General features: G+C 27.8%; 23 protein-coding genes. 5 read left to right on the forward strand and 18 right to left on the reverse strand.

Annotated elements, in window-relative coordinates:
- Positions 1-3 precede the first annotated feature (3 nt).
- The 9 genes from rpsI to bvRMA01_RS01705 form a co-directional block, all read right to left on the reverse strand.
- Positions 4-414 (reverse strand): 30S ribosomal protein S9, encoded by a 411-nt coding sequence (gene rpsI, locus bvRMA01_RS01665; protein WP_011772291.1) that lies wholly within the window; start codon positions 412-414, stop codon positions 4-6.
- A gap of 10 nt (positions 415-424) precedes the next feature.
- Complete coding sequence (gene rplM / locus bvRMA01_RS01670) at positions 425-874, reverse strand: 50S ribosomal protein L13 (RefSeq protein ID WP_011772292.1); 450 nt, start codon at positions 872-874, stop codon at positions 425-427.
- A gap of 79 nt (positions 875-953) precedes the next feature.
- On the reverse strand, positions 954-1,739 hold the full coding sequence (locus bvRMA01_RS01675) for a hypothetical protein (protein WP_247031734.1): 786 nt from the start codon (positions 1,737-1,739) through the stop codon (positions 954-956).
- Complete coding sequence (gene gatB, locus bvRMA01_RS01680; RefSeq protein WP_247031736.1) at positions 1,732-3,189, reverse strand: Asp-tRNA(Asn)/Glu-tRNA(Gln) amidotransferase subunit GatB; 1,458 nt, start codon at positions 3,187-3,189, stop codon at positions 1,732-1,734. Before gatB ends, bvRMA01_RS01675 begins: the two co-directional genes overlap by 8 nt.
- On the reverse strand, positions 3,179-4,624 hold the full coding sequence (gene gatA / locus bvRMA01_RS01685) for an Asp-tRNA(Asn)/Glu-tRNA(Gln) amidotransferase subunit GatA (RefSeq protein WP_247031738.1): 1,446 nt from the start codon (positions 4,622-4,624) through the stop codon (positions 3,179-3,181). Before gatA ends, gatB begins: the two co-directional genes overlap by 11 nt.
- Positions 4,625-4,635: 11 nt before the next feature.
- Positions 4,636-4,911 (reverse strand): Asp-tRNA(Asn)/Glu-tRNA(Gln) amidotransferase subunit GatC, encoded by a 276-nt coding sequence (gene gatC / locus bvRMA01_RS01690; RefSeq protein ID WP_247032398.1) that lies wholly within the window; start codon positions 4,909-4,911, stop codon positions 4,636-4,638.
- 18 nt (positions 4,912-4,929) lie between these two features.
- The gene (locus bvRMA01_RS01695) at positions 4,930-7,023 is read right to left on the reverse strand and encodes an ATP-dependent helicase (RefSeq protein WP_247031740.1); all 2,094 of its coding nucleotides are present in this window, start codon (positions 7,021-7,023) and stop codon (positions 4,930-4,932) included.
- Positions 7,023-8,222, reverse strand: coding sequence for a helix-turn-helix domain-containing protein (locus tag bvRMA01_RS01700; RefSeq protein WP_247031742.1), 1,200 nt, complete (start codon positions 8,220-8,222; stop codon positions 7,023-7,025). Before bvRMA01_RS01700 ends, bvRMA01_RS01695 begins: the two co-directional genes overlap by 1 nt.
- Before the next feature lie 11 nt (positions 8,223-8,233).
- Positions 8,234-8,887, reverse strand: coding sequence for a LolA family protein (locus bvRMA01_RS01705; protein WP_247031744.1), 654 nt, complete (start codon positions 8,885-8,887; stop codon positions 8,234-8,236).
- Positions 8,888-9,052: 165 nt separating this feature from the next.
- Between bvRMA01_RS01705 and bvRMA01_RS01710 the strand changes: the two genes are divergently transcribed.
- The 3 genes from bvRMA01_RS01710 (at position 9,053) to amrB (ending at position 12,764) form a co-directional block, all read left to right on the forward strand.
- A complete protein-coding gene (locus bvRMA01_RS01710) occupies positions 9,053-10,462 on the forward strand; it encodes an NFACT RNA binding domain-containing protein (RefSeq protein ID WP_247031746.1) in 1,410 nt (469 codons plus the stop codon).
- Between the two features lie 110 nt (positions 10,463-10,572).
- On the forward strand, positions 10,573-12,006 hold the full coding sequence (gene pyk, locus bvRMA01_RS01715; RefSeq protein ID WP_247031748.1) for a pyruvate kinase: 1,434 nt from the start codon (positions 10,573-10,575) through the stop codon (positions 12,004-12,006).
- Positions 12,007-12,011: 5 nt separating this feature from the next.
- Positions 12,012-12,764 carry an AmmeMemoRadiSam system protein B gene (gene amrB, locus bvRMA01_RS01720; RefSeq protein ID WP_247032399.1) on the forward strand — a complete coding sequence of 251 codons (753 nt, stop codon included), beginning with the start codon at positions 12,012-12,014 and terminating at the stop codon, positions 12,762-12,764.
- A 20-nt stretch (positions 12,765-12,784) separates the two neighbouring features.
- Here the strand turns inward: amrB and rpmB are convergent, their stop codons facing one another.
- Together rpmB and bvRMA01_RS01730 are read right to left on the reverse strand one after the other, a co-directional pair.
- Entirely contained in the window at positions 12,785-13,063 is a 279-nt protein-coding gene (gene rpmB, locus bvRMA01_RS01725) for a 50S ribosomal protein L28 (RefSeq protein WP_247031750.1), read from the reverse strand.
- Positions 13,064-13,072: 9 nt separating this feature from the next.
- A complete protein-coding gene (locus bvRMA01_RS01730) occupies positions 13,073-14,638 on the reverse strand; it encodes a hypothetical protein (RefSeq protein ID WP_247031752.1) in 1,566 nt (521 codons plus the stop codon).
- Positions 14,639-14,761: 123 nt separating this feature from the next.
- Here bvRMA01_RS01730 and bvRMA01_RS01735 point away from each other — a divergent pair, with 123 nt between their 5' ends.
- A complete protein-coding gene (locus bvRMA01_RS01735; protein ID WP_247031753.1) occupies positions 14,762-15,895 on the forward strand; it encodes a hypothetical protein in 1,134 nt (377 codons plus the stop codon).
- Here bvRMA01_RS01735 and bvRMA01_RS01740 read toward each other — a convergent pair.
- From bvRMA01_RS01740 to bvRMA01_RS01770, 7 genes are read right to left on the reverse strand one after another with little or no spacing between them, the layout of a single operon-like run.
- Positions 15,880-17,673, reverse strand: a complete 1,794-nt coding sequence (locus bvRMA01_RS01740) for a hypothetical protein (protein WP_247031754.1) — start codon at positions 17,671-17,673, stop codon at positions 15,880-15,882. The genes bvRMA01_RS01735 and bvRMA01_RS01740 overlap by 16 nt on opposite strands.
- Before the next feature lie 15 nt (positions 17,674-17,688).
- Positions 17,689-18,630, reverse strand: coding sequence for a hypothetical protein (locus bvRMA01_RS01745; RefSeq protein ID WP_011772307.1), 942 nt, complete (start codon positions 18,628-18,630; stop codon positions 17,689-17,691).
- A 34-nt stretch (positions 18,631-18,664) separates the two neighbouring features.
- The gene (locus bvRMA01_RS01750) at positions 18,665-19,150 is read right to left on the reverse strand and encodes a CarD family transcriptional regulator (protein ID WP_011772308.1); all 486 of its coding nucleotides are present in this window, start codon (positions 19,148-19,150) and stop codon (positions 18,665-18,667) included.
- A gap of 46 nt (positions 19,151-19,196) precedes the next feature.
- Positions 19,197-19,790, reverse strand: a complete 594-nt coding sequence (locus tag bvRMA01_RS01755; protein WP_247031755.1) for a hypothetical protein — start codon at positions 19,788-19,790, stop codon at positions 19,197-19,199.
- Positions 19,783-20,511, reverse strand: coding sequence for a 16S rRNA (uracil(1498)-N(3))-methyltransferase (locus bvRMA01_RS01760; RefSeq protein ID WP_011772310.1), 729 nt, complete (start codon positions 20,509-20,511; stop codon positions 19,783-19,785). Before bvRMA01_RS01760 ends, bvRMA01_RS01755 begins: the two co-directional genes overlap by 8 nt.
- 3 nt (positions 20,512-20,514) lie before the next feature.
- The gene (locus bvRMA01_RS01765; protein ID WP_247031757.1) at positions 20,515-21,945 is read right to left on the reverse strand and encodes a S41 family peptidase; all 1,431 of its coding nucleotides are present in this window, start codon (positions 21,943-21,945) and stop codon (positions 20,515-20,517) included.
- On the reverse strand, positions 21,942-22,169 hold the full coding sequence (locus bvRMA01_RS01770; RefSeq protein ID WP_161491409.1) for a hypothetical protein: 228 nt from the start codon (positions 22,167-22,169) through the stop codon (positions 21,942-21,944). Before bvRMA01_RS01770 ends, bvRMA01_RS01765 begins: the two co-directional genes overlap by 4 nt.
- Before the next feature lie 269 nt (positions 22,170-22,438).
- On the opposite strand from bvRMA01_RS01770, the gene bvRMA01_RS01775 reads away from it, so the two are divergent.
- A complete protein-coding gene (locus bvRMA01_RS01775) occupies positions 22,439-23,572 on the forward strand; it encodes a P-loop NTPase (RefSeq protein WP_247031759.1) in 1,134 nt (377 codons plus the stop codon).
- Position 23,573 lies beyond the last annotated feature (1 nt).

Here is a 23,573-nt window from a genome sequence, read left to right on the forward strand (position 1 = left end):
TACTTATCTTTTTGAAAACTGAAAGCTTTTCCTAGCCTTTTTCTTACCGAATTTTTTACGCTCAACTTTTCGCGAATCTCTTGTTAAAAACCCATTGGACTTAAGAACCATTTTATACTCTTCATCAAGATCAAAAAGAGCTCTTGCAATACCATGTCTAATAGCACCGGCCTGACCTGAAATGCCCCCGCCATAAATATTAATGTAAAGGTCATATTTTCCAAGAGTATTTGTTAAAACTAATGGAGATAAAGCAATTGTCTTTAAATTTTCAAGTTGAATATAAGAATCAAAATCCCTATTGTTGATCTTAATATCACCCTTACCTTCCCTAATGTAAACCCTAGCAACAGAAGACTTTCTCCTTCCCGTACCCATTCCTAAATTAATACCTTTAACATCTGACTTTGCCATTTTTCCTCTCTTAATTTGCTTCTAATTTATAAAAATTTTGAGAATTAAGCATATGATTAGAACCCGCAAAAACTTTAAGATTTCTAAAAAGTTCACGTCCCAAAGGTCCTTTTGGTAACATACCCTTAATAGCTATTTCAAGAGGAGCTGTTGGCTTCCTCTCAGATAATGTTCTAAAAGTATCAGAACGAAGACCTCCAGGATATCTTGAATGTCTATAATAAATTTTCTGAGAATATTTCTTACCAGTAAGCCTAATCTTTGAAGCATTAATAATTATAACATTATCACCTAAATCTTGGTGGGGCGTATAATAAGGCTTATGCTTACCTCTCAAAATTTTAACAGCTTCTGTAGCAACTCTACCAAGAACTTTATCTGACGCATCAATCATACACCATTTTTTCTCTACACACTTAGGTTTAACCCATATTGTCTTATTATTCGTTATCCTATTCATAATAATATACAGCCCTCACTTAGATATTCTACAAAGTTATACTTTTTCATTGTATTATTTGTAAGTTAACCTGTCAATACTAACAGCCAAATTTATCCTGTAGCTTAAGAGAAACTTTGTGAAAACCATCTAAATCTCCTTTAGAAAATTTTAAAGGAACAAGCGAAGGAACATCAAAAAAAGGACTAATTAAATAGCCATTCTTTAAATACTCATTAAAAATTTCATTATGATACTCAGATTTATAAAGAGGAAACATATATCTATTAATTAGTTTAAATATAGGTGTAGCAAAAATATTAAAATTAATTTTTGTACTCTTTTCATAAGACAAAATCTTAGTAAGCATATGCCTAGCAACTGCTAAAGTTAAAGCATCAAAAGAATCTCTAAATTCTATTTTTCTAGATAAATTATCTACTATAGCAATGTTAATAGACATGCATCCAGGCATTGGAATCTTTACAAGCATAGGATATCTAAAATTATTAAATCCAGCCTTAAATTCATATATACCCTGCTTTTCCTCCCAAGGACTACTAAAACAACACTGGTCTGTTAAAGATAATAAAAAATCTCTAGCATCCCTTTCAAATTTAAAAATACACACAAATCCTGCTTCTTTAAAAAAAGAAAAAAGAACATTTTCAAATTGTTTTCTAAAAACAGAAGGATAAGAAGCAGTAAGACCTCTTGAAAAAGTTTGCTTAAGAATAAGATTTAACCCTTGAACCCTATGTCCTAAAAAGCTTAGTCCCCCATTCAAGTATAAATCCAAATACCTATTACCATGAATATCATAAAGATAAAAAAATCTTGCTCTTTTAATTATTGGAAAACGGCTAAACAAAGATCTATTATACATCTCTTAATTTATTCATTAAAATCTCATTTGCAAGAACGGGATTAACCCTTCCAGAAGTTTTGCGCATAATTTGACCCATCATAAACTTAATTGCATGACTCTTACCTTTTTTATAAAGTTCAATGGATTTAGGATTTTCATTCAAAACCTCAAACACAACTGACTCAATGAAAGAGATATCACTTATCTGTGCTAAATTTTTTTCATTAATAATAATAGCAGAAGAAACATTTCGCTCAAGCATTTCTAAAAATATTTCTTTTGCTATCTTACCACTTACCCTATCATTAACAATGAATTCAACAAGTTCACTAATATATGATGGTGGTAAATTAAAATCAAGTATATTCATTTCTCTACCATTTAGTACACTTAATACCTCAGACAATATCCAATTTGCCACTCTCTTAGGATCACTCGAGGCAATTGCTGCCTCTTCAAAATATTTAACCAAGTTTTTATCAGCCGTTAAAGTCACAACATCAAAATCACTAAGACCATATTGCTCTTTTAATCTAACTCTTGTATCAAAAGGCAATTCCACCATTCTATTAGACTTTATACTTTCAATATAAGAATCATCGAGTTTGATCAAAGGCAAATCGGGATCCTTTATATAACGATAATCAGCTACTGTCTCTTTGCTCCTTTGAAGCACTGTAATACCCTTTTTATCATCAAAACCCATTGTATGTTTACCTACACTCTCAAAAGTTCTTCTATGTAAAATCCACTCTTCTTTTTGCCTTGACTTTTCATAATCAATTGCCAACTTTACTGATTTAAAAGAATTTAAATTCTTTATCTCAGAAATGGGGGTTTTATACTCAACACCATTTTCATTGATAAGTAAATTAACGTTGACATCACAACGAAATGACCCGTTTTCCATGTTACAATCAGACAAATCAAGATATCTAAAAATTTCTCTTAAAGCACTCAAATAAGCCACAGCTTCTTCTCCATTATTAATATCTGGTTTTGAGACAATTTCTAGTAATGGTGCACCTGAACGATTAAAATCAATATAACTTCGATTTTCACTCTCAAGCAAATGCAAACTCTTGCCAGAATCTTCTTCCATATGTATCCTAACAATATTGATTTTTTTTAAACCTGAACAAGTTTCAATAAAGATAAATCCATTCTCACAAATTGGTGCATCATTTTGAGATATTTGATATCCCTTAGGTAAATCGGGATAGGCATAATGCTTTCTATCAAATTTAATAATATTTTTAATTTTAGAATTAGTAGCATGCCCAGCTAAAATTGCACTACTAATAAGTTCTTTATTTATACTAGGCAATGCTCCAGGAAGTCCAAGACATGTTGGGCAAGTACGAGAATTTGGAATTCCACCAAAATCATTCTTACACCCACAAAAAGCTTTGGTCTTTAATCCTAATTGTACATGAACTTCTAAACCAACAAGCAACTTATATTCCATTTAATCCCAATTCCTCTATTACATTTTTTGCAAAACTTAAAAGATCAAAATCTCTCTTAACTTGACCAATTATTTGCATACCAATAGATAATCCCCTATCATCTTGAGAAAAGGGAATAGAGAGTGCAGGGGAGCCAATAAGATTGGCAATCACAGTACACATATCAGAATAATACATCTTTATAGGATTATCAAAATTTTCACCAATTTTAAAAGGTTTCACAAAACTTGTAGGCGTAATAATATATGAATAATTATTAAAAATTTCATTGAATTTTGGAATTAATACATTCTCAACAATTTTACAAGCCTTTACATAGTATTGCAAATCATAACCTTCTGATAACAAATAATTACCAAGCACAATACGCCTTTTCACTTCTTCTCTTAAAAATAAACTCCTATGTCTATAGTAAAAATCATTAAGATTTAATTCATCATTTAACCTTTTCCCATAATGAAGACAAGTATAACGAGCAAGATTAGATGCAGCTTCAACTGGAGATAATGAATAGTAAAGAGAAAGTACAAAGTTCACTGCCTCTATTGAAACTTCATGAATTTCAACGCCTCTGTTTAAAAGTGCAGATTTAAATTTAGAAAATTCGCATGCAACCTCCGGTTCCATCAAATCTTCACTAAGTTCTTTAATTACAGCTAATTTAGTACCTGCTAAAGACTTACTTAACAATGGATAAGGATCTTGAATAAGATCTATGCTAGTAGCATCCATTTTATCAATTCCACAAGTATATTTTAATATTAAAGCCACATCATCAATAGAATTAGCAAAAAATCCTATTTGATCAAGAGATGACGCATATGATGCAAGTCCATAACGAGATAAACCTCCATAAGAAGGCTTAAAACCAATTAAACTTGAAAAGGATGCGGGAATCCTAACAGAACCTCCAGTATCACTACCAAGTGCAAAAGGAGCTTGATTGGCAGCAACAACAGCTCCAGAACCACCAGAACTACCACCCACAACATATTCTTTATTTAAAGGATTAAGCGTAACACCATAATAAGAAAACTCACAAGAAGAGCCCATTGCAAATTCATCCATATTCGTTCTACCAATCATAATTGCACCACTATCTTTTAATCTCTTAATAACAGTTGCATCATAAGGGGAAACATATCCTTGCAAAAGTTCAGATGCACAAGTCAAGGCTTTATTTTTAATTGAAATATTATCCTTAACAGCAATGGGCATACCAATTAAGGGCAAATTTTGTCCCTCACCTTTACCCAAAAGTTCATCATATTTTTTTGCCAATTCTAATGAATCATCAAAAAATTCAATATATCCATTGATATCCTTATTTGCTTCATAAAGTTCTTTATAAAAGAGCACAATATCATAAATTTTACACCTGCGAGTCAATATTAATTCTTTAATTTTTATTAAACTTAAACCTCTGAAGTCCAAATCAATACTCCCTATTCAAGCACTTTAGGTGATGAAAAGTAACCATCCACAAACACATTGCTAAAATTTTTAATAGATTCAATTGCCAAAGAAGGTAAAATCTCATCGTTTCTCAAAACAGAAAAATTACATGCCTCTTTTTGAATGCCATCTTTTATCTCAAATTCAGAAATTTTATTTAACATGCCAATAATTTTTTCAAATTTTATGGCAAATTCTCGTTCTTCATTCTTACTTAACCTTAGTAAACTTAACTTTAAACTATCTTCTAAACGAATATCTCTAATATCTCTCAAATTTAACCTCTAAATTTTAGCAAGTCCTTTAATATAGCTTGAGCTTAAAATAGCTTTTCTCCCATTTCTTAGATTGATTTTAATAAATGGCTCACCATTTTGATACCACTTATCAACAACTATTCCGTTCTCACCATTATAAGTTATATAATCTCCAATATTAAAGCTTTTATTACCACTTTTTGAAAAAAAATCTTTAAAATTATCTTTTAAATATTCTGGAACAAAAACAATATCATAATTATCTTTGCTAATATCTTGAAAAAAGACTGACATAGCTGTATTTCTGAGCATGCCTCCAAAAAATCTTTGCAAATTCATTGTAACAATAAGTTCAAATTTGGCTCTAGTAATAGCAACATAAAAAAGTCTTCTCTCCTCTTCCAGTCTCTCTCCGGTCAATTCTTCAATCTCAGCAGGCAATAAACCCTTTTCAAGACCAGATATTATCACTCTATCAAATTCAAGTCCTTTAACCCCATGAATTGAAGAGAGTAGTATACTAGACTTAGAATCTCCATGTATTAAAGGTGAAAGAGATGAATTTTCCAAAAATATTACAAGTCCCTCAAAACTGCCTGAATATTCAACTCCACTGCTGATAAGTTCATCAATATTTCTAGATTTTTCATCACCATCAAATTTTTGATAATAATCCCAAAATCCAGATCTAATTACAACATTTTTAATAAATTCAGATAAATTTACATAAACATCTTTTTGTATACTTTCTGCTAGTTTATCATACAGATTTAAAAAAGCAACAAGAGAATCTTTTGCTTTGCCCTTAAGACTATCAGCAACTTTTCTACTTGCAAGAATTAAATCAAAATTAACATTACGATCATTGAGCATTGCAATTATTTTATTCGTAGTAGTTTTTCCAATCCCCCTAGCAGGCTTATTTATTACTCTTAAGAAAGAAATTTTATCTTTTTTATTTACAAAAAGTCTTAACAAAGAAATTACATCTTTAATCTCCTCTCTTTCATAAAATCTAATTGAACCTAATATTTTATGTGGAATATTATGTTTAAAAAAAGATTTTTCAAACTGCAAAGATTGGTAATTAAATCTATAAAGAACAGCTGTCTCAAGTTGATTTTCAATAAGGAAATTAGAAAAATATTCAGCCTCCTCTGCAGGATTTCGAAAAACAAAAAATCTTATCTTCTTGCCCATTTTGTTTTCTGTACTTATTACTTTTTCATATCGATTTCTATTTTTTGAAATAACATCATTTGCAACATTAACAATGCTTAAACTAGAACGATAATTTTGTACCAAATAATATTTAGACACATTGTCAAATATTTTTTCAAATTCAAGAATATTTTCAATTCTAGCACCTCTAAAAGAATAAATAGACTGATCTTCATCTCCTACTACCATAAAATGCATATCTTTACAATAAAGCTCTTTTAAAAACAAAAACTGTGTATAATTGGTATCTTGATACTCATCTACAAAAACAGCCTTAAACTTCTTCTGAACCCTCATCTTTACATCTTCACAATCTCTTAACATCAAAACAGCTTTAAGAATAAGATCAGCAAAATCAAAAGCATTATTTTTAGATTTTTCTTGCTCATAAAATTTAATATCCTTGTAACTTTTCTCATCAAGACCACAATAATTATCTAAAAAACAATTTTCCTTATATTTAAGTATGAAAGACGCAACATGCTTTGAAAGTTCAATGGTTGAAGCAAGCCCAATTTGCTTAACAAATTTAACAACATCATTAGTATCCCAAATCGTAAAATTTGAATCATAATTTTTATCAAATTCTTTAAAATAAAGTCTCAAAAGCCAAGCACCAAAAGAATGAAAAGTCTGGATATGTAAAGCCTTATTAAAATCAAAAAGATAATTTAGTCTTAAATTCATTTCATTTGCAGCTTTATTTGTAAATGTTAAAGCAAGAATCTCTTCTGGTTTTAATTGCATTTCCTTTATTAAGTGTGCTATTTTAGCTGTTATAACCCTTGTTTTACCACTGCCTGGACCTGCCAAAACAAGAATGGGATTTTTAGTATCATCTAAAACAATTTGTTTCTGATAAAAATTTAAACTAAAGAGGAATTTTTCTATTTTGTCCATTAATAAACTTCAGAAACCTTAAGATCAAAACCTCCAGGGGTTTTTAACCAAAAAAATTGCACTGCCATTATTTCTCTTCCATAACTCTTTAAAATAGAAGTAATATCCTTACCTTGAAGAATAATATTAACATCAGAAAGTCTTGACAAAAATAAGATTAAAGATTTTTTGAACTTTAAATTAAGAGGCAACCCCTTAGATACAAGCAAAGATTTACCATAAATATTACTCTCATCAGCATATCTTAAAAACGTATCGTTTAAAAAATTAATCATTAAATCAATATTGGAAATATCTTGAGAAGAATATACAGTAGGATAATCACTAATAACTCTACTCTTAGGTCCATTAACTTCAAATCCCCAATTTAAAACATTAAATCTACTAGAAAGACTAGTTTCAAGCACATATTCAATATTGAGCATAAAAGATTCTAAGCTTACATGAGCCTTTCGAACCTTACCTTGAGAATAATTATCATACACAATCTTAACTTTAACATTATCACTTAAATCTATTTCCCGAAATTTACCTAATTTAAAAACATATCGCCCATTTTTCAAATCATTTGTAACAACCAAATCATCATTCATAAAAGAGACTCTATAATTTGCAATAGTATTGCCATAAACTAAAGATAAAAAATCACCATCTCCAAGAGCAACGTTCCAAAAACTTTCTTTATCAAAAAGAACTTCATGAACTTCTGGAGCTCGCTTCGCAGCATGATTTGCTTTGAAAAAATTCCCTAAAAATTGCTTAATCCCACTAAAATTTGAAATTAAAAGTATTAACAATATAATACTAACTAATCCTACCAGTATTTGAATCATTTTAGGAAAAGCTATCTTAGACAGATCTAAATACTGACCCCCAAGCCTGCCTTCGTTCACAAAATTTAAACTGCCATTTTGATCTTCAGTCTTAATTCCAATATAGCTACTATTAAGTCTTCTTTTGTATTCTTTAAAAAGGGACGAGACATACCAAACATCAATTCCTAAATACTCACTATAAGTCCTTAAAAATCCTAAAGCTAAAACTTCATTTGGAAACAATTCAATATTAGAATCTTCAAGTGCCTTAAGATATTTAACAGAAATTCTAATATCATCAGATATCATCTCAAGAGTTAACCCCTTATCAATCCGAGCCTTTTTTATAAAATCTCCAAATCTAATGAAATTATTTCTTTCCATTTCTCAACACCTCAAGTTTTTTTAACATCATATAAAAAATTATCCACTTTATTTGAAGTTTTTGGCAAATCATACTTAAATCTACTATCAGGAATTCCAACATTAAATTTTACAGATAAAAGATCAATAATTATTTCACGACCACCACCTGTAGGATAAGCAATCACTCTCCTAATTACACCATTTCGTGTAAAAGCAATCATAAAGGAATCAATCGTAGCAGCACCCTTATAAAGTCGCCTTGAAAAAGTCAATTTTATAAAATTCTCTGTATTTCCTCCTCCAGATTCGTCAAGTGGTTCTAAATTGGGAGAATTAGTATAAGACACACTATACTCAGTACTTAAAATATTCATAAAACCACTTCCCACTTTTCCCATAGTCAACTGTTGTCTAAAAGAAGTACCAAGAGTTGGTACATAAACGGTTAAAATTTCACCATCACTTACAAAAACCTGATTATTTGAATCCAAATTAACAATGAATTTATCGGGGGATTTATATAACAGAGTTCCTGCTTGCTTTAACCCTTTTATGTTAAGACTAATCTTAGCCTGCATATCTTCTATATTTTGGTAATTTGAATAAATATTCTCAAAATATTGATTGGCAGATACTTGAGCAAAAATTAAACAAGGAAACAAAATTAATATTATTTTCTTCATTATAAAACTCGTATATTACTAAGCTCAATTTAACAACAAATACATTATGTACGATCTATGTCTAATATAAATAGTACAACTTGTTATGATAATAAGCTATTATCATAATATACCATTTTGTAAATTAATAATAAACATATTTAGCAAAAGATCAAAGGGGATAAAATGTCATTAAACTACAGTGAAATAAATATCTTACTTAAAGAAGTGCCATTAAAAAATTCATTTTTAAGAAAAATCAAACAACCCAACCATAAAACTTTGATTATGGAACTTTATAATAAAGAAACAGAGGAAAAAAACTTTAATATATTAATCTCATTAGATCCAAAAAAAACAAGAATTCACAAAACAAACAAGAAATTTGAAAATACCAAACCCCCTTTAAGATTTTTTGAATTTCTAAAATCAAAAGTTCAAAATGGTAAAATACTTGAGGCATATCAAATAAAAAATGAAAGAATAATTTTAATTAAAGTGTTTAAAGATAAAATAATAATCTTTATCTTCATAAAATTATGGCCATCATCTCCTAACATAATTGCAACAGACGCAAATTTTAAAATCCTTGATGCATATTATAGAAAACCAAGATCAAAAGAAATTACAGGTGAAATATTCACAAAAGCCAAAGAAATTATTGAAAATAATGATATAACTGACAAAAAAGAAGTCAAACTCAAAGATGGATACAACAATGAAATATCTTACTCCGAATTTATTGAAAATTACTATGACAATTTAGAAATAAAAGAGACTCAAGCACACAACATAGAACTACTTAAGCAAAAATACGAAAAAGAAAAAATAAACTTAGAAAAAAAAATAACCTCTCTAGAAAAACAAATAAACTCAATTGAAAAAATCGAGGATCAAAGAAAAAAAGGTGAAATGATCTTATCAAACATTAACAAAATAAAAAAAGGGATGGATGAAATCATTTTAAACAATAACAATGGTGAACAAATTAAAATAGTGCTGGACAAAGCATTACTCCCTAAAGATAATGCTTTAAAATATTTTAAAGAATACAAAAAAAACAAAAATTCTTTAAAGATCATACAAGAACAATTAGAATATACAAAAACACAATACAATACATTAATATCAAAGACAGCTTATATCGACAAAACAGACTGTGTCATACCGACAAATGAAAAAACAAAAAAACAAAAAATTATAAAAAAACCATCTATTGGCCTTCATTTCATATCTTATGGATTTGAAGTTGTTATAGGCAGAAATGCAAAAGAAAACGATGTACTCTTAAGAAATTGGGCAAAGGGAAATGATTACTGGCTACACACAAGAGACTACCCTGGTGCTTATGTTTTTATTAGGAGCAAAAAAGACAAAACACCTCCTCTTGAAGTCTTGATAGATGCTGGAAACTTATGTGTGTTTTATACAAAACCTGCAAGACAATCAGGCGAAGCTGATCTTTACTATACCAATGTTAAATATTTAAGAAGAATCAAAGGAGAAAAAAAAGGACTTGTAATACCTAATAGGGAAAAAAATTTAAATATCAAACTAGACAAAAAAATATTAAACAAACTAAAAAACAAAAATTAAGTTTATAATATATGCTAATTTAATCTTAAAATAAAATGACAAGTTCTTAAAAAAATATTGTTATTGAAACTTAAAAAGCATAAAATTTAAGTACTGTAGGAGAAAAATAAATGATACAAAAATTAACAAAAATAGTAGCAACAATATCTGACCTCAGATGTGATCCAGAACACATAAAAGAGTTATATGAAGCAGGAGTAAATGTAATAAGACTTAATACTGCTCATCAATCTCATGACGATGCAATAAGAGTAATAAACAATGTTAGAAAAGTTTCAAATAAAATAGCATTAATGATCGATACAAAAGGGCCAGAAGTTAGAACAGCTAATATTGAAAATCCTATTACCGTTAAGATAGGAGACAAAATAATAATCTCAACATCATCTATCAATGAGTCTAATGCATTGCAAACCAACTATGATGGATTTGTAAATGAAGTCCCAAATGGCTCGACAATCCTTATTGATGATGGCGAACTTGAAATGACTGTTATTGAAAAACTCACAGATAGATTAATCTGCAAAGTTAAAAACGACGGACAAATCAAAAACAAAAAATCAATTAATACACCGGGAATTTCACTTAAACTACAATCTGTCACTGAAAAAGATAAGGGATTTATTGAACTTGCAGCAAAACAAAATATTGATTTTATTGCCCATTCATTCGTAAGACATGCAAAAGATATTCAAGACGTTAAAGATATATTAAATGCTGCTGGAAATCCAGACGTCAAAATTATTGCCAAAGTTGAAAATCAAGAAGGAATTGATAATATTGAAGAAATTGCAAAAGCTTCCTATGGAATTATGGTTGCAAGAGGCGATATGGGAGTTGAAATACCAGCTGAAGATGTTCCTTTAGCACAAATTAAAATAACAAAAACCTGCATTAAATATGGAGTACCTGTAATTACTGCAACACAAATGTTACACACAATGATTGAAAATCCAAGACCTACAAGAGCAGAAGTATCTGATGTAGCCAATGCAATTCTAAATGGTACAGATGCCATCATGCTATCTGGAGAGACAGCTTATGGTAAATACCCAATTGAAGCTGTTAAGATGATGACCAAAATTGCTATAGAAGTTGAAAAATATAGAGAAAAAACACTATTTCAAGATGAAATTTTCCACAGCAAAAGGATCATAAGAAACTATATTATTAAATGTGCAATTGATGCAACCAAAATAATGCCTGTTAAAGCCATTATTGTTGATTCACTCAAAGGAAGAACTGCAAGAATAATGGCAACATACAGAGCAAGTGTACCTCTATTTATTACAACAAATAATGAAAGGATAGCAAGAGAATTATCACTCTCTTATGGTGTTTATGCTAATCTGGTTGATCATAACTTCAAGGCAACAACTGAATTTGTAGTAACCTCTCTTGAAATGCTTAAAACACAAAAAGTAGTTCAAGATTCAGATATTGTAGTAATTATCTCCGGAAATCCAAATAGAGATACTAATAAAGGTACGGAATTTATGGAAATAAATACAGTAGAAGAAGCAATTAAAGGACACAACAGATAAATAAAATAAGAAATAGTTTAGTTGATAATATATTTTATTCAACCAATGATTGCAATTTAGAATTATTTAGCTTAAATAAAAGAAAAACTCATAAAGCACTTTTGATTAGTTATGGTGCTTATGAGTTTTTCTTAAACAATATTGCTCTGTTCAAAAAAGTAATAGCACATAATACAAAAAATGTGTTTATATTCTCACAAACAAAAGAAAACTCACAGATTAACATCTCAGATCATCAAACTTGGAAATTCTTTAATAAAACAATTGATGTCAATCTAAACATAATAAATTTAATAAAAAATTTTGAATTTACAAATACAGAAGATAAAATAATAGAAAATGATCATAAAATTGAAATTGTATTAAATTTTATCAAAGATATAACACAAAATATAAAAATTATTCCCATTATTTTAGGTAAACTTAAAAATCAAACTTTGAGAGAATTTTGTACATTTTTAAATCCGCTTATAACAAAGGAAGAAAATTCTTTTATATTCCTCTCCCACTTCATATCACACTCTACACACTTAAATAAAAGTATTCAACTATCAACAACATTAAAGGAGCTCTTAAGTACACCTAATTTAAATTCATCTACTCTATTAGAATATTATAATGCACGCAAAATATTTCCTGAAAATATAAACGCAATCATCATAATCCACAAGCTTTTCCACAAATTTGAATTTATAAACCAACAAATCATCAACAATGACAATGAATATTCAATAATAGAAAACATATTAATAAATTAAAATTAACAAAGACACAATTTTTAAATAAAATCTTCTATCTTTTTGGAATTTTTCTTCAAAAAAACACTAAGACCTAACTTCGAAATACTTCTTAGAGTACTTGCAGAAACTTTTATATTAACACTTTTCCCAAGCTCAGGAACAAAAAATTTCTTATTTATCAAATTTACCTTAAAAGTTCTCCTGGTCTTTACACCAATGTGTTGGCCCCCTCCACCCTTTTTTCTGGAAAGTCCCTTCCTTGGAACATTGTTTCCAAACATTGTCTTTTTACCTGTTATTTCACATTCTCTTCCCATCTAAATCTCCTAAACTGTATTTTTCTTCTCCAGATATAAATCCATCAATTTCAAAAACAAATTTAAACTATCAACTACATTTTTAATTATACTACCAAAGTTTACATTATTGCCATAGCTTTTTACAAGCTCAATATCAAGCTCTTTCCAATTATAAATAAACTCCTTTTCTGAAGCAGGTTTAAAATAATCTTCTAAACAATCATTCAAACGTCGTTCCAAAGATTTAATTACTAAATAATACTCATTCAATAAAATTAAAGCCTTTTTATTAATATCTGCTATTATATTCAACAGCAATTTCTCTGAGGATTTATCCCCAACAGAAATTCTGTGCAAAAGTGAATTTATTCTATTACCATAAGTACCCTGTTCGCCAAGATTATTATCAAAATCAATAAGATTGGAATAAACACCAACTAAAGAATGAATATCATTAGAAATTTCTCTAGAAACTTCCATATTCTTCCACTGTCCCTTAATAATAAGAACATTAATAATATCACTTAGCTCCTTTTTCACAAAATTAACCGCATGAGTTTTTATATAAACTAAAAGATCAGAGTAAACATATCCTGTAGTATTCACAATTGCAGATGTAATCTTAGCATGCATACGTTCACTATAATTCTCTAAACTTACAAGAGTCATTCCAGGAAATAATTTTTCGGCCAAAAGCTTAGATTTACTATTTTTTTGCAAAATTTCAATCTTTGCTCTCTCATTTGAAACATGTTTAGAGAGATCATTAAAAAATAATTTTGCCTTTGCCTTTGCCTTTGCCTTTTTGACACCAGATATAGGCAAATAATCAGGATCACCGCTAACATACCTTATAAGATATAAAATTTCCTTATTTTTATTGATCTCAATTATAGAGGTTAATATCTTAAGCCAAACATTTGGTTTAATAGGGAAATTGTCCCTATCCCCATATACTTCTAAAAGAATATCGTAGAGATTTCTCCAAATAGAAACATCTCTAATAGAATATATACATTCCAAAAAATCCTTAATATCATCAAGAATTAGACCACAACTAACCGCATTAAATCTTGGCTTATATATAAAGTCATTTTCTGGAAACAAACTATCAAAATTCTTAATAATTGAATAATACTGATACGAGGCTAAGTCAAAAAAGATATCCAAAGCACTACAAGTCTCATCTATCAACCTGATTTGTTCTTGAGTTATATTGTTCAACAAATAATTTAAATTATTATCCAAATTCTTAGATATATCAGGTGTAAAATTGACTACATCATTAGATGAGAAAGAATAAATATATTCCAAAGCTTGCTTTTGATTATCATTTAAATACTTTTCAACAACAAAATGAATTATCTTATTTGAAGTTCGATATCTTTGTACAAAAAACTTGAAAGGCATAAATGCTTTATAAAGATTATAAATAAACTTAGCAAATTGAGGTAAAGCCTGAATTTTTGAAGCATTAAAAAAATTGCCTACCTTAATTAGATTATTCTTTACCTCTCTAAGTCTTCTTTGCTTCACTTGTTCAGGAGTAAGCTCTCTATTAAAGATAGAAACTAAAAAATCAACTAAACCCAAACTAGCTACTCTCCTTTCAGAATAAAATCTGGAGTTCTCAAAGAGATCTAAAATTATAAAATAACTATAAAAATTATACATAATTTATTGTAAAATGGAAGAAAATAGAACAAATAATTTTTTATGTGCATAAAGAAACCAATTTTGATCATAGTTTTTACTTTAATTTTTAGTTGCTCAAGAAATGATACCATCACTATATTAACTGATAACAAAATCATGCCATTTTACATCAATCAATTCAATATCCAAAATAAAACTAGCTTTATCATTAAATATAGAGAACATATTAACATGCAAACGATTAATGAAGAAAATGCGCAAGTAATTATCTCAAAAAATATAGATAACATAAACATAAATAAAAACTTTAAAAATATTCAACAATACTATTACTCAGATTATCCAATATTGAATAATATATCTGAAAAATTCGCATACAAAATTGTCCCCTTAAGCTTTGATGTTCCAATTTTAATATATAAAAATGAATATAACATACAAAAATATATTGATATACAAAATATTAAAGAAATATACAAAAGCTTTCAAAAGGAAAAAAAAATTTTTATCTCTCCATACATTTCTGAAAATCTATTCTACACAATATCTGAAATCAATGACATAAATTTTTACTTTGGAAACAATAAGCCAGAATATAATGAAAAAAAAATGTCGGATATGATAAACCACTTTAAATCTTTCATAGACACAAATGAACTTGCATTACACAAAAACTTCACAGAAAAATACAAATATTTAAATTTAGAGAAAATATTACTTCAAAAGAAAACCATTTTAATTGCAGGATTAACTAACTTAACATACTACAATAGCTTAAACAAAGATATTAAAGATAAAATTAATTTTTCATATCTAACAAATAAAGAAAAAAAATCATCAATATGCAACATAAGCTTTATGGGGGTTAAAGAAATATCAACGCCTATAGAAAAATTTATTCAATGGATACTAAACCAAGAGGTACAAAAATCGCTAATTAAACTTAAAGAAAAAGCAAAATTCAATGAACATTTTGGATTTGCAAATGGATTTACACCCTATAAAGGTTTAAATTTAAAATTAAAACACATAATAAAAAAAATACCTTCATTTATTATAGATGAAAATTACATAAATAAAAATTCATATATAATCACTAAAGAACAAATAGAAAAAGAAAATCGCATAATTAATGAATTATTTTTATCTAATATAAACAACACAAAATCTAATGAAGATCATTCTTCTTTATAATTAACTCGTATTATATGCAACACAATAAAAAACAAGATAGAAAAAATCAGAATAAAAGACATGTATATATTAACGGATATTTGAATAAAGAGTGCTATTAAAATCAACAATAAATAATTTATAAAAAGAGAAATAATACCTGAAAAAATAGCTATTATTAAGGATATAAGAAATATCATAAGTTTTGAATCAAATTCAAAACTTATCTTAGAAGCTACAGCTGTAAACATAACACCAAAAAAAACTAATAAAATAGGACTCATCATTAAAAAAAGACTTGAAGAAAACACACTTATCAGTATTAAATTAAACGTTTTAACTCTATTAAAAGCACCTAAAAGAACTTGAATGGGCAAAAAAATGCTATCCTTACCAGAATTTGCAAATAAAAGCAAATTATTAACATCATTATTAATATTAATGATTTTTGTATTACTTAAATCAAAGTCTGTAAGCGATACAATCATCCTAGTGGCAGTAATGTCACTACTTTCATTTTTCTTATCTAAAACATTTTGATAAACCCCATTGCCCTTAAGAGTAGCAAATGGTACTTTAATATGCAATATAATATTACCTGATCTATTAAATCTAATAAGCTCAAAATTTTTAATCATCTTTATATAAGAAGAAACAGTATTTACAACCTTTTGCATATAAATATAATCATATGTCCCATTACCAGAATTAGGTTGAAACAAAAATATATCATTGATGCCATAATGCTCATAATGTTTTTCAATCTCATCAAAAAAGAAATACTCATCCTTAAGCTTTTCCAAAGATTTATTCTTATAACTTAAGATCTCATTATCATTTGGAAATAAATTATGAAGCCTTAAAAAGCCATAATATGCGGGCTTAAACTTTTCTGTATTGAGATATAAAAAATTTTTTTGCTTCTCTTCAAAAATTAAAGATTTCTTTTCAATTTCAATATTTTTATATTCATTAATAGCTTTGAAAGTTAAATCTAAGAGTGCAGCAAATTCATCATCTCTAGTCGAAACCAATCCCATATAAGCAAAATAATTAGCTGTAGAATAATCACCTTTAGAAATAAATCCATTAACAATATCTTGAAAATCCCTCTTCGTCAAATTTTTAATCAAATGTAATTTAAGCGTCTTTCTAACTTTTTCCAAATCAACATCATAAATAGGCATTCTATCATACTCAGACCGAGTCAAGTAATAATTAATTGAAAGTTCATCGTTATCAGAAATAAGTCTCATTTTTTCATACATTCTAAGCAACTCTTCAAGGTATTTTCTTTTCTGTTGCAAAACCTCTATCAACTCATTTACATCTAGTGTCTTATTTGAAGACAAATTTATATCTATACTTTTAACCTCATTAACTATCGCATTTGCCTGACCTGCAAGAAGATTATATCTCTCATAGTTATACTTATATTCACTTCTTTGAGTAAGAACATAAGACATAATAGAGTTAAAAACAAACATAAAAACAATGCCTATTATAAAAAACAGAAACATGAATGGAGAGAGTTTTTTAAATAAATATCCTTTATAGTCTCTCAGATAAAGCCGTGTCTCATGTTTAGCTAAAAAGATAAAATAAACTAAAACAAAGAAAATAAAAAATCCATTAAAATAATGATAAACACTTAAAATAGTATCAAACAATGTGGCTATTAATACATGTTTGTCTAAATAATCTGCCCCAAAGAAATACGTGTAACAAAAAACAAAGCAAATAAACAAAAGCAAAAGAATAAAAAATTTACTTACAAATGTATACAATTCTCTTTTCATATATAACAAATTAGTTTAACGTAAACTATTATCAAATCCTTCACTCACCCTAATATACTTAAAAATAAAGCTAATCAAATAAGTAGCAAAGAAAGTAAGTACACAAAAAATAAAAGGAACATAATTAGAAACTACATTTTCGCCCATAATCAAATCCAAACTCTCAGGGAATTCAATCGCATAAATATTATAAACCTTAAAAAACAATATAATAAAAATAGGATAAAGAAAAAAAGATAAACCACTTGAAAATATAAGATTAAAAACATAAGAAAATGAAAATAAAAGTAAAGCAAATCCAAATATGTTAAAAATCAAACTAAAAGATTCTAAAGAAAACAAAAAATTATTCAAAGTATCCAAATCACTAAAAACATAATTAATTAAATCATTATATAATTTCTGAGTAAAAAATGAATTTGCATTAAAATTCATGATATCGGATTCAGAAAAATCTGAATCATATGAAAAAGTTTTAAAATCTCCCTCATTAAACCCATTATCCTCAACTTTTAAAACACCCTTAAAACCAAATGATTTAACATCATCACTATAAAAGACTATTTTGTCATCAAAAAAATGCACTACCCCATCTTTAATAATTTTTTCACCTCTGCTATGAAAGTCCAAAAAAACAGAATTAAAATTAGCAGATGCTAAGAATCCAAAATAAGATAAAAGCAATATAAAAATAAAAATGATACCATAAAAACCCCCAGAAACACGCAACGTCTTCACATTAAAAGGATAAGCAATTCTCATAAAAGTAACAACTAAAGATAAAGGAAAAGCATAAAGATAAGCATCATAATAAAGTTCAAAACTTACAATAGAAAGATTCGCTTGTAAAAACTTATATTTCAAGTAAGAGGTACAAACAAACATTAAGGAAAAGATAACAAACATAACAATAAATCTAAAAGATATTAAAAAAATAAACCTCAAAATACTCAACATAATAAGTTCCTACAAGTTATAAACAATAAACAATCTAAGATTTTCCCATAGACAGGACTTCTTTTATCTTTTGTTTAGCTTCTTCAAAGCTAATTTGCAAGGCTAAACTAATCTCATGTTGCAAAATCAATTCAAAATCATTTAAAATTCTTTTCTCATAGAAAGGCAATTCTTTTTGCATAGATTTTGTATACAAAAATTTATACAATTTAGCGGTACTTAATATATCACTTTGTTTATAAAAATCATGACTACCATCTTTTATCTTTTTTTGATCTATTTGCTCTTCAAAATCTTTAATGATATTAAAAACTTCTTCTACTTTTTCCTTACTAACCAAGGCTCTAATTCCAAGATCATCTGCTCTAGAGACTGGAACCATGAAAGTCATTTCATTAAATGGGAAATATATTTCATAATAATCAATAAACTCACCATTAAATTCCTTATTTTGAATGTTTTTTATTTTTCCCACCCCCTGCATTGGATAAACTACAGCTTGATCTAATACAAATGCCATTTCTTTACCTCATATAAATTTTCACCAATATATAAAATTAAAAAAATCACAAAAATACACTTAAATTAGTTCTAATGCCAAATTTATTTGCATAAAACAAATCCTCAAGATAACTATCACTACAAAAACTTATTATCATACTAGGAGTAAGTTTATTAATATTGGCAAAGAACATTTCCTTGTTTCTCTTAACAGCTTTCAAATCATAATAACCAATAAAGTTAATCTCTTTATGTGACTCTTTTAATCTTAAAAAATTTCTCTTAGAAATTATTTTGTCTTTATCAATAATATAACACGTTTTATATGTATTTTCCAGTACGCTCATTAAAACAAGCAAAATCGAATTCGAATCATAACAGCCAATATCGATTCTTTTAAAAAACTTACAAAGGGCTCTTAATAATTTAGAATTTGAGAAAACAAGTGAAGAATTCCTAACAAGATTTCTAAATTTTTTAAAAAACAAAAATTTTAGCAAAGACTTACAATCAATAAAAATAACCATCGAATGATATGGATAAGACACAAGATATTCAAATCGACTAATCAATTTATCACTGCTCTTAAATACATCTATTGGAATTCCAAAGAAATAAATCCTATCTGGTTTTGAATATATATCTTTTAAATTAGCCATTATTACCCTCTAATAATAATTTAAAATGAGCAAGTGAATAAACAACAGCCGTATCTGCTCTTAAAATTGGGGTATTAAATCTTACAAATTTAAAATTTAACTTTTTAAAGAAATCAATTTCTGATTTTGAAAAACAACCCTCAGGACCTATTAAAATTCCAATCTTACCAAAGACACTAATATCATCACCACAACCTAGCAAAACACCTTCTTTATGAGCAACATAATAATTCACAGATGGAGAATAAGAAATGCTAAAAAAATTTTTGTAAAAATTAAGACTAGGCACTTGGGTATTGCCACTTTGCTTTAAAGCCTCATTAATCAATTTTAAAAATCTTGTACTTTTAAATTCCAAATCATCCATGTCTATCCTAGCAACAGAATTATCAGCATTAACAATATTTATATGATCTACACCAATTTCAACAACTTGTCTTAAACTTAAATCTAATTTTCTACCCTTAAGACTAGATATAAATATACTTACTTCAAAATCACGCTTCTTAAGCATTTCTACCTTAAGAGTAGAGAGTTTAATAAGATTATTATCTATACTAGAAATTTCAGCAAACCTCACCTCTCTTCCTCCTAAGAGAACATTCAACGTGTCGCCTACCTTAACCCTTCTTACATCAACAAGATAGTGATAAATCTTAACATCATCAATAATGATATCATTATCAAATAAACAAGTATCGTCTAAGACTATTTGTTTCACAGATTAATTTTTAGTCCCCTTTACAAGATATTCATAAGCAGCCCTTAACGGCTTATCATAATGTAAATTATAAATTGGCATTTCATTGTGTGTGTCTTGATAAAATTGCGAAAATACATAATATCCTAAAATATCCTTATCTATATTATGGATCGAATGTTCTTTAAGAATTTTATCCACAAAAGCATCTATTTCTTTCTCAGTAATAGACTTTTTGTTTTTTCTGCTATTTAAAAAATCTTCTACTAATTTCTTATCAAGAATTTGTCTGTATGCTAAGACCTCAGTCTCAGAAAACTCTCTCTCCCCAACTTCCAAATCAGGCTTAATACCAATATTATGAATACTATGACCAGAAGGAGTATAGTATTTGGAATTTGTAATCTTAAATCCTCCAGTATAGAAAGGTAATATACGTTGAATTACTCCTTTACCATAAGATTTTTCACCTATAACATAAACTCTTTGATTATCTTTTAAAGCTCCAACTAAAACCTCCGATGCTGATGCTGAATGTTTATCAATCAAAACAACAATTGGCATGTCCAAAGGCACTATATGTGAAGAACTAGCCTTGTATTCCACAGGAACCTTAGAATCTCTTGCCCTGGTTGATACAATAAGTCCTTCAGCCAAAATATCATCAGCTATCTCTATTGCATCTTGAAGATAACCCCCAGTATTAAATCTTAGATCTAAAATCAAAGATTTGATGTTCTGAGCTTGCAGTTTTTCAAAAGCTTTTTTAAAATATGTATTAGTATTTGGATTAAAACTTAATATCTTAATATACCCAACACTTTTATTAATAACATCATGTTTAACAGTCTGTATATCTACTTTTTCTCTAACAAGTTCAAATTCAAGTTTTAAATCTTTATCTCTTAGAACAGAAATTTTAACTTTCGTACCCGCTTTTCCTTTTAAAAGACTACCTACTTGCTCTATTGTCATTAAAGTAGTACTCTTACCATCAATATCCGTAATGTAATCACCAGACTTAACTCCGGCCTTATAAGCAGGTCCCTCTTCAAAAGCAGTAACAATCATTACATAAGAAGCATCAAGAACAGAACTATCAGATTTTACAGGAACATTTTTCTTAACAATAGAAACTCCAATCCCAACATAATTTCCTTCAGTAGTCTTTGAAATTTCTACTAAATCTTCCTTTGTCAAATATTGCGAATAAGGGTCATTTAATGCTTTAAACATACCTTTTAAAGCACCTTCAAAAATAGCCTCATCATCAACAGGCTCAACATAATTCCTCTTAATAAAATTAAAAGCATCCATCATCATTTGACCATAAGTGGATGCAGACATCTTACCTTTAGAAGGATCCGTTTGTGCAAAAATAGATTCTACAATAACTGAAGAACTGATACTTAAGGTTAATACAAAGTATACAAATACTAAACATTTTTTTTTCATTGAATAATTCCTACATAAATAAAACTTGATTTTATCTTCATAATATAATATTTTAAGATTATGTTAAAGACAAATAACTCAAAAACAAAAAGAATAATTACAGGTCTCGTTCTTATTTTACAAACAGTCGCAAGCATATTAATACTGTTAGCACTATATGGATTTGCTGAGAGAACAATATTTGTAAATAACTCTTCTATCAAGTTTATGATAGCATTCATCATATTCTCACCAGAATTATGTATATCAATATTAACAACAAACTACATTCTGTATGAACAATTCAAAATCCTTCACAACTTAATCATCATAACAAAAACCTTTCAAATAGTAATGGTTTTTTTACTTATTATATTGGGATTAAGCCTTGACTTATTATATGTATATCAACCATGGATATTTATGCTTTTAGGAATAATAATAACTTACACTATATTTAACGCAGTGATTTTAATTTTAATAAAAATAAAAGATAAAATAACGGGGTAAAGGTTTGATTATCATTCCTGTAGCTAGTGGAAAAGGAGGTGTTGGTAAATCTCTTTTTTCGACAAATATTGCAATTTGTCTTGCAAATGAAGGGAAAAAAGTATTACTTGTCGATCTTGACCTTGGCGGTTCAAATTTACACTCTATGCTAAATATCATACCTAAGAAGAGTATTGGAACTTTTCTTAAAACAAAAATTCCCTTTAAAGACGTAATAATTGAATCAGGAATAAAAAATTTAAGCTTTATTGCAGGAGATTCAAATATTCCTGAACTTGCAAATATAGCCATCTTTCAAAAGAAAAAAATAATAAACAACTTAAAAAACTTAAGCTATGATTACCTAATAATTGACCTTGGTGCTGGCACAACATTTAATACAATAGATTTCTTTCTAATTTCAAATCGCGGAGTAATAATAACGATCCCAACAGTAACAGCAATAATGAATGCTTATTTATTCTTAAAAAATGCAATCTTTAGGCTTATATCAAAAATATTTACAAAAGAGACAAAAGCATACAAACTAATATCTGACATAAAAAAAGACTCTAGCGATTTACAAAGAATATATATACCTAATCTATTACTCAAAATAGAAACTTATGATCCTGAAAGTTATGAAAAATTTATGAAAAAATTTTCACAGTTTAGTCCTTTCATAATATTTAACATGTTAAACAAACCTGATGACATCAAAAAAATTAAAAAGATACTAAAATCTGCAAAAGACTATTTAAATATAAATTTACAAAGTATAGGTTCAATTTATAAAGACGAGCTTATTGACAAAGCATTAAACCATAAAATACCAATAACTATTTATAAACCAACAAGCTTAACTTCTAAAAGTATTAAAAAAATAGCAAAAAAATTAATTGAACTTGAAACCATAATAAATGATGTAGAACTATTAAGTGAAGACGATCTAAACGAAAGCTATCATTTTGTAATTCAAGAAGCACAAGATGAATACCTAGAAAAATATGCATATCTTGAATCATTACTAATGAACAAAACAATAGACAATAATGCAATTATTGATATAATCAAATCTCAACAAAAAGAAATTGCAACATTAAGAAAACAAAATATAATGTTTAAAAAAAAATTATTTGCACAATTAAAAAAAGACTAAG

This window comes from Borrelia venezuelensis (genome assembly GCF_023035835.1).
Classification (GTDB): Bacteria; Spirochaetota; Spirochaetia; order Borreliales; family Borreliaceae; genus Borrelia; species Borrelia turicatae.

What these genes read in the sequence shown, in the direction of transcription:
- rpsI (WP_011772291.1), bottom strand. Translation starts at nt 414, where the DNA reads ATGGCAAAGTCAGATGTTAAAGGTATTAATTTAGGAATGGGTACGGGA.
- rplM (WP_011772292.1), bottom strand. Translation starts at nt 874, where the DNA reads ATGAATAGGATAACGAATAATAAGACAATATGGGTTAAACCTAAGTGT.
- bvRMA01_RS01675 (WP_247031734.1), bottom strand. Translation starts at nt 1,739, where the DNA reads ATGTATAATAGATCTTTGTTTAGCCGTTTTCCAATAATTAAAAGAGCA.
- gatB (WP_247031736.1), bottom strand. Translation starts at nt 3,189, where the DNA reads ATGGAATATAAGTTGCTTGTTGGTTTAGAAGTTCATGTACAATTAGGA.
- bvRMA01_RS01695 (WP_247031740.1), bottom strand. Translation starts at nt 7,023, where the DNA reads ATGGACAAAATAGAAAAATTCCTCTTTAGTTTAAATTTTTATCAGAAA.
- bvRMA01_RS01700 (WP_247031742.1), bottom strand. Translation starts at nt 8,222, where the DNA reads ATGGAAAGAAATAATTTCATTAGATTTGGAGATTTTATAAAAAAGGCT.
- bvRMA01_RS01705 (WP_247031744.1), bottom strand. Translation starts at nt 8,887, where the DNA reads ATGAAGAAAATAATATTAATTTTGTTTCCTTGTTTAATTTTTGCTCAA.
- bvRMA01_RS01710 (WP_247031746.1), top strand. Translation starts at nt 9,053, where the DNA reads ATGTCATTAAACTACAGTGAAATAAATATCTTACTTAAAGAAGTGCCA.
- pyk (WP_247031748.1), top strand. Translation starts at nt 10,573, where the DNA reads ATGATACAAAAATTAACAAAAATAGTAGCAACAATATCTGACCTCAGA.
- rpmB (WP_247031750.1), bottom strand. Translation starts at nt 13,063, where the DNA reads ATGGGAAGAGAATGTGAAATAACAGGTAAAAAGACAATGTTTGGAAAC.
- bvRMA01_RS01735 (WP_247031753.1), top strand. Translation starts at nt 14,762, where the DNA reads ATGTGCATAAAGAAACCAATTTTGATCATAGTTTTTACTTTAATTTTT.
- bvRMA01_RS01740 (WP_247031754.1), bottom strand. Translation starts at nt 17,673, where the DNA reads ATGAAAAGAGAATTGTATACATTTGTAAGTAAATTTTTTATTCTTTTG.
- bvRMA01_RS01745 (WP_011772307.1), bottom strand. Translation starts at nt 18,630, where the DNA reads ATGTTGAGTATTTTGAGGTTTATTTTTTTAATATCTTTTAGATTTATT.
- bvRMA01_RS01750 (WP_011772308.1), bottom strand. Translation starts at nt 19,150, where the DNA reads ATGGCATTTGTATTAGATCAAGCTGTAGTTTATCCAATGCAGGGGGTG.
- bvRMA01_RS01755 (WP_247031755.1), bottom strand. Translation starts at nt 19,790, where the DNA reads ATGGCTAATTTAAAAGATATATATTCAAAACCAGATAGGATTTATTTC.
- bvRMA01_RS01765 (WP_247031757.1), bottom strand. Translation starts at nt 21,945, where the DNA reads ATGAAAAAAAAATGTTTAGTATTTGTATACTTTGTATTAACCTTAAGT.
- bvRMA01_RS01770 (WP_161491409.1), bottom strand. Translation starts at nt 22,169, where the DNA reads ATGATGAATGCTATCATAAACTTGATAGAAGAGTTATTTACAAATATT.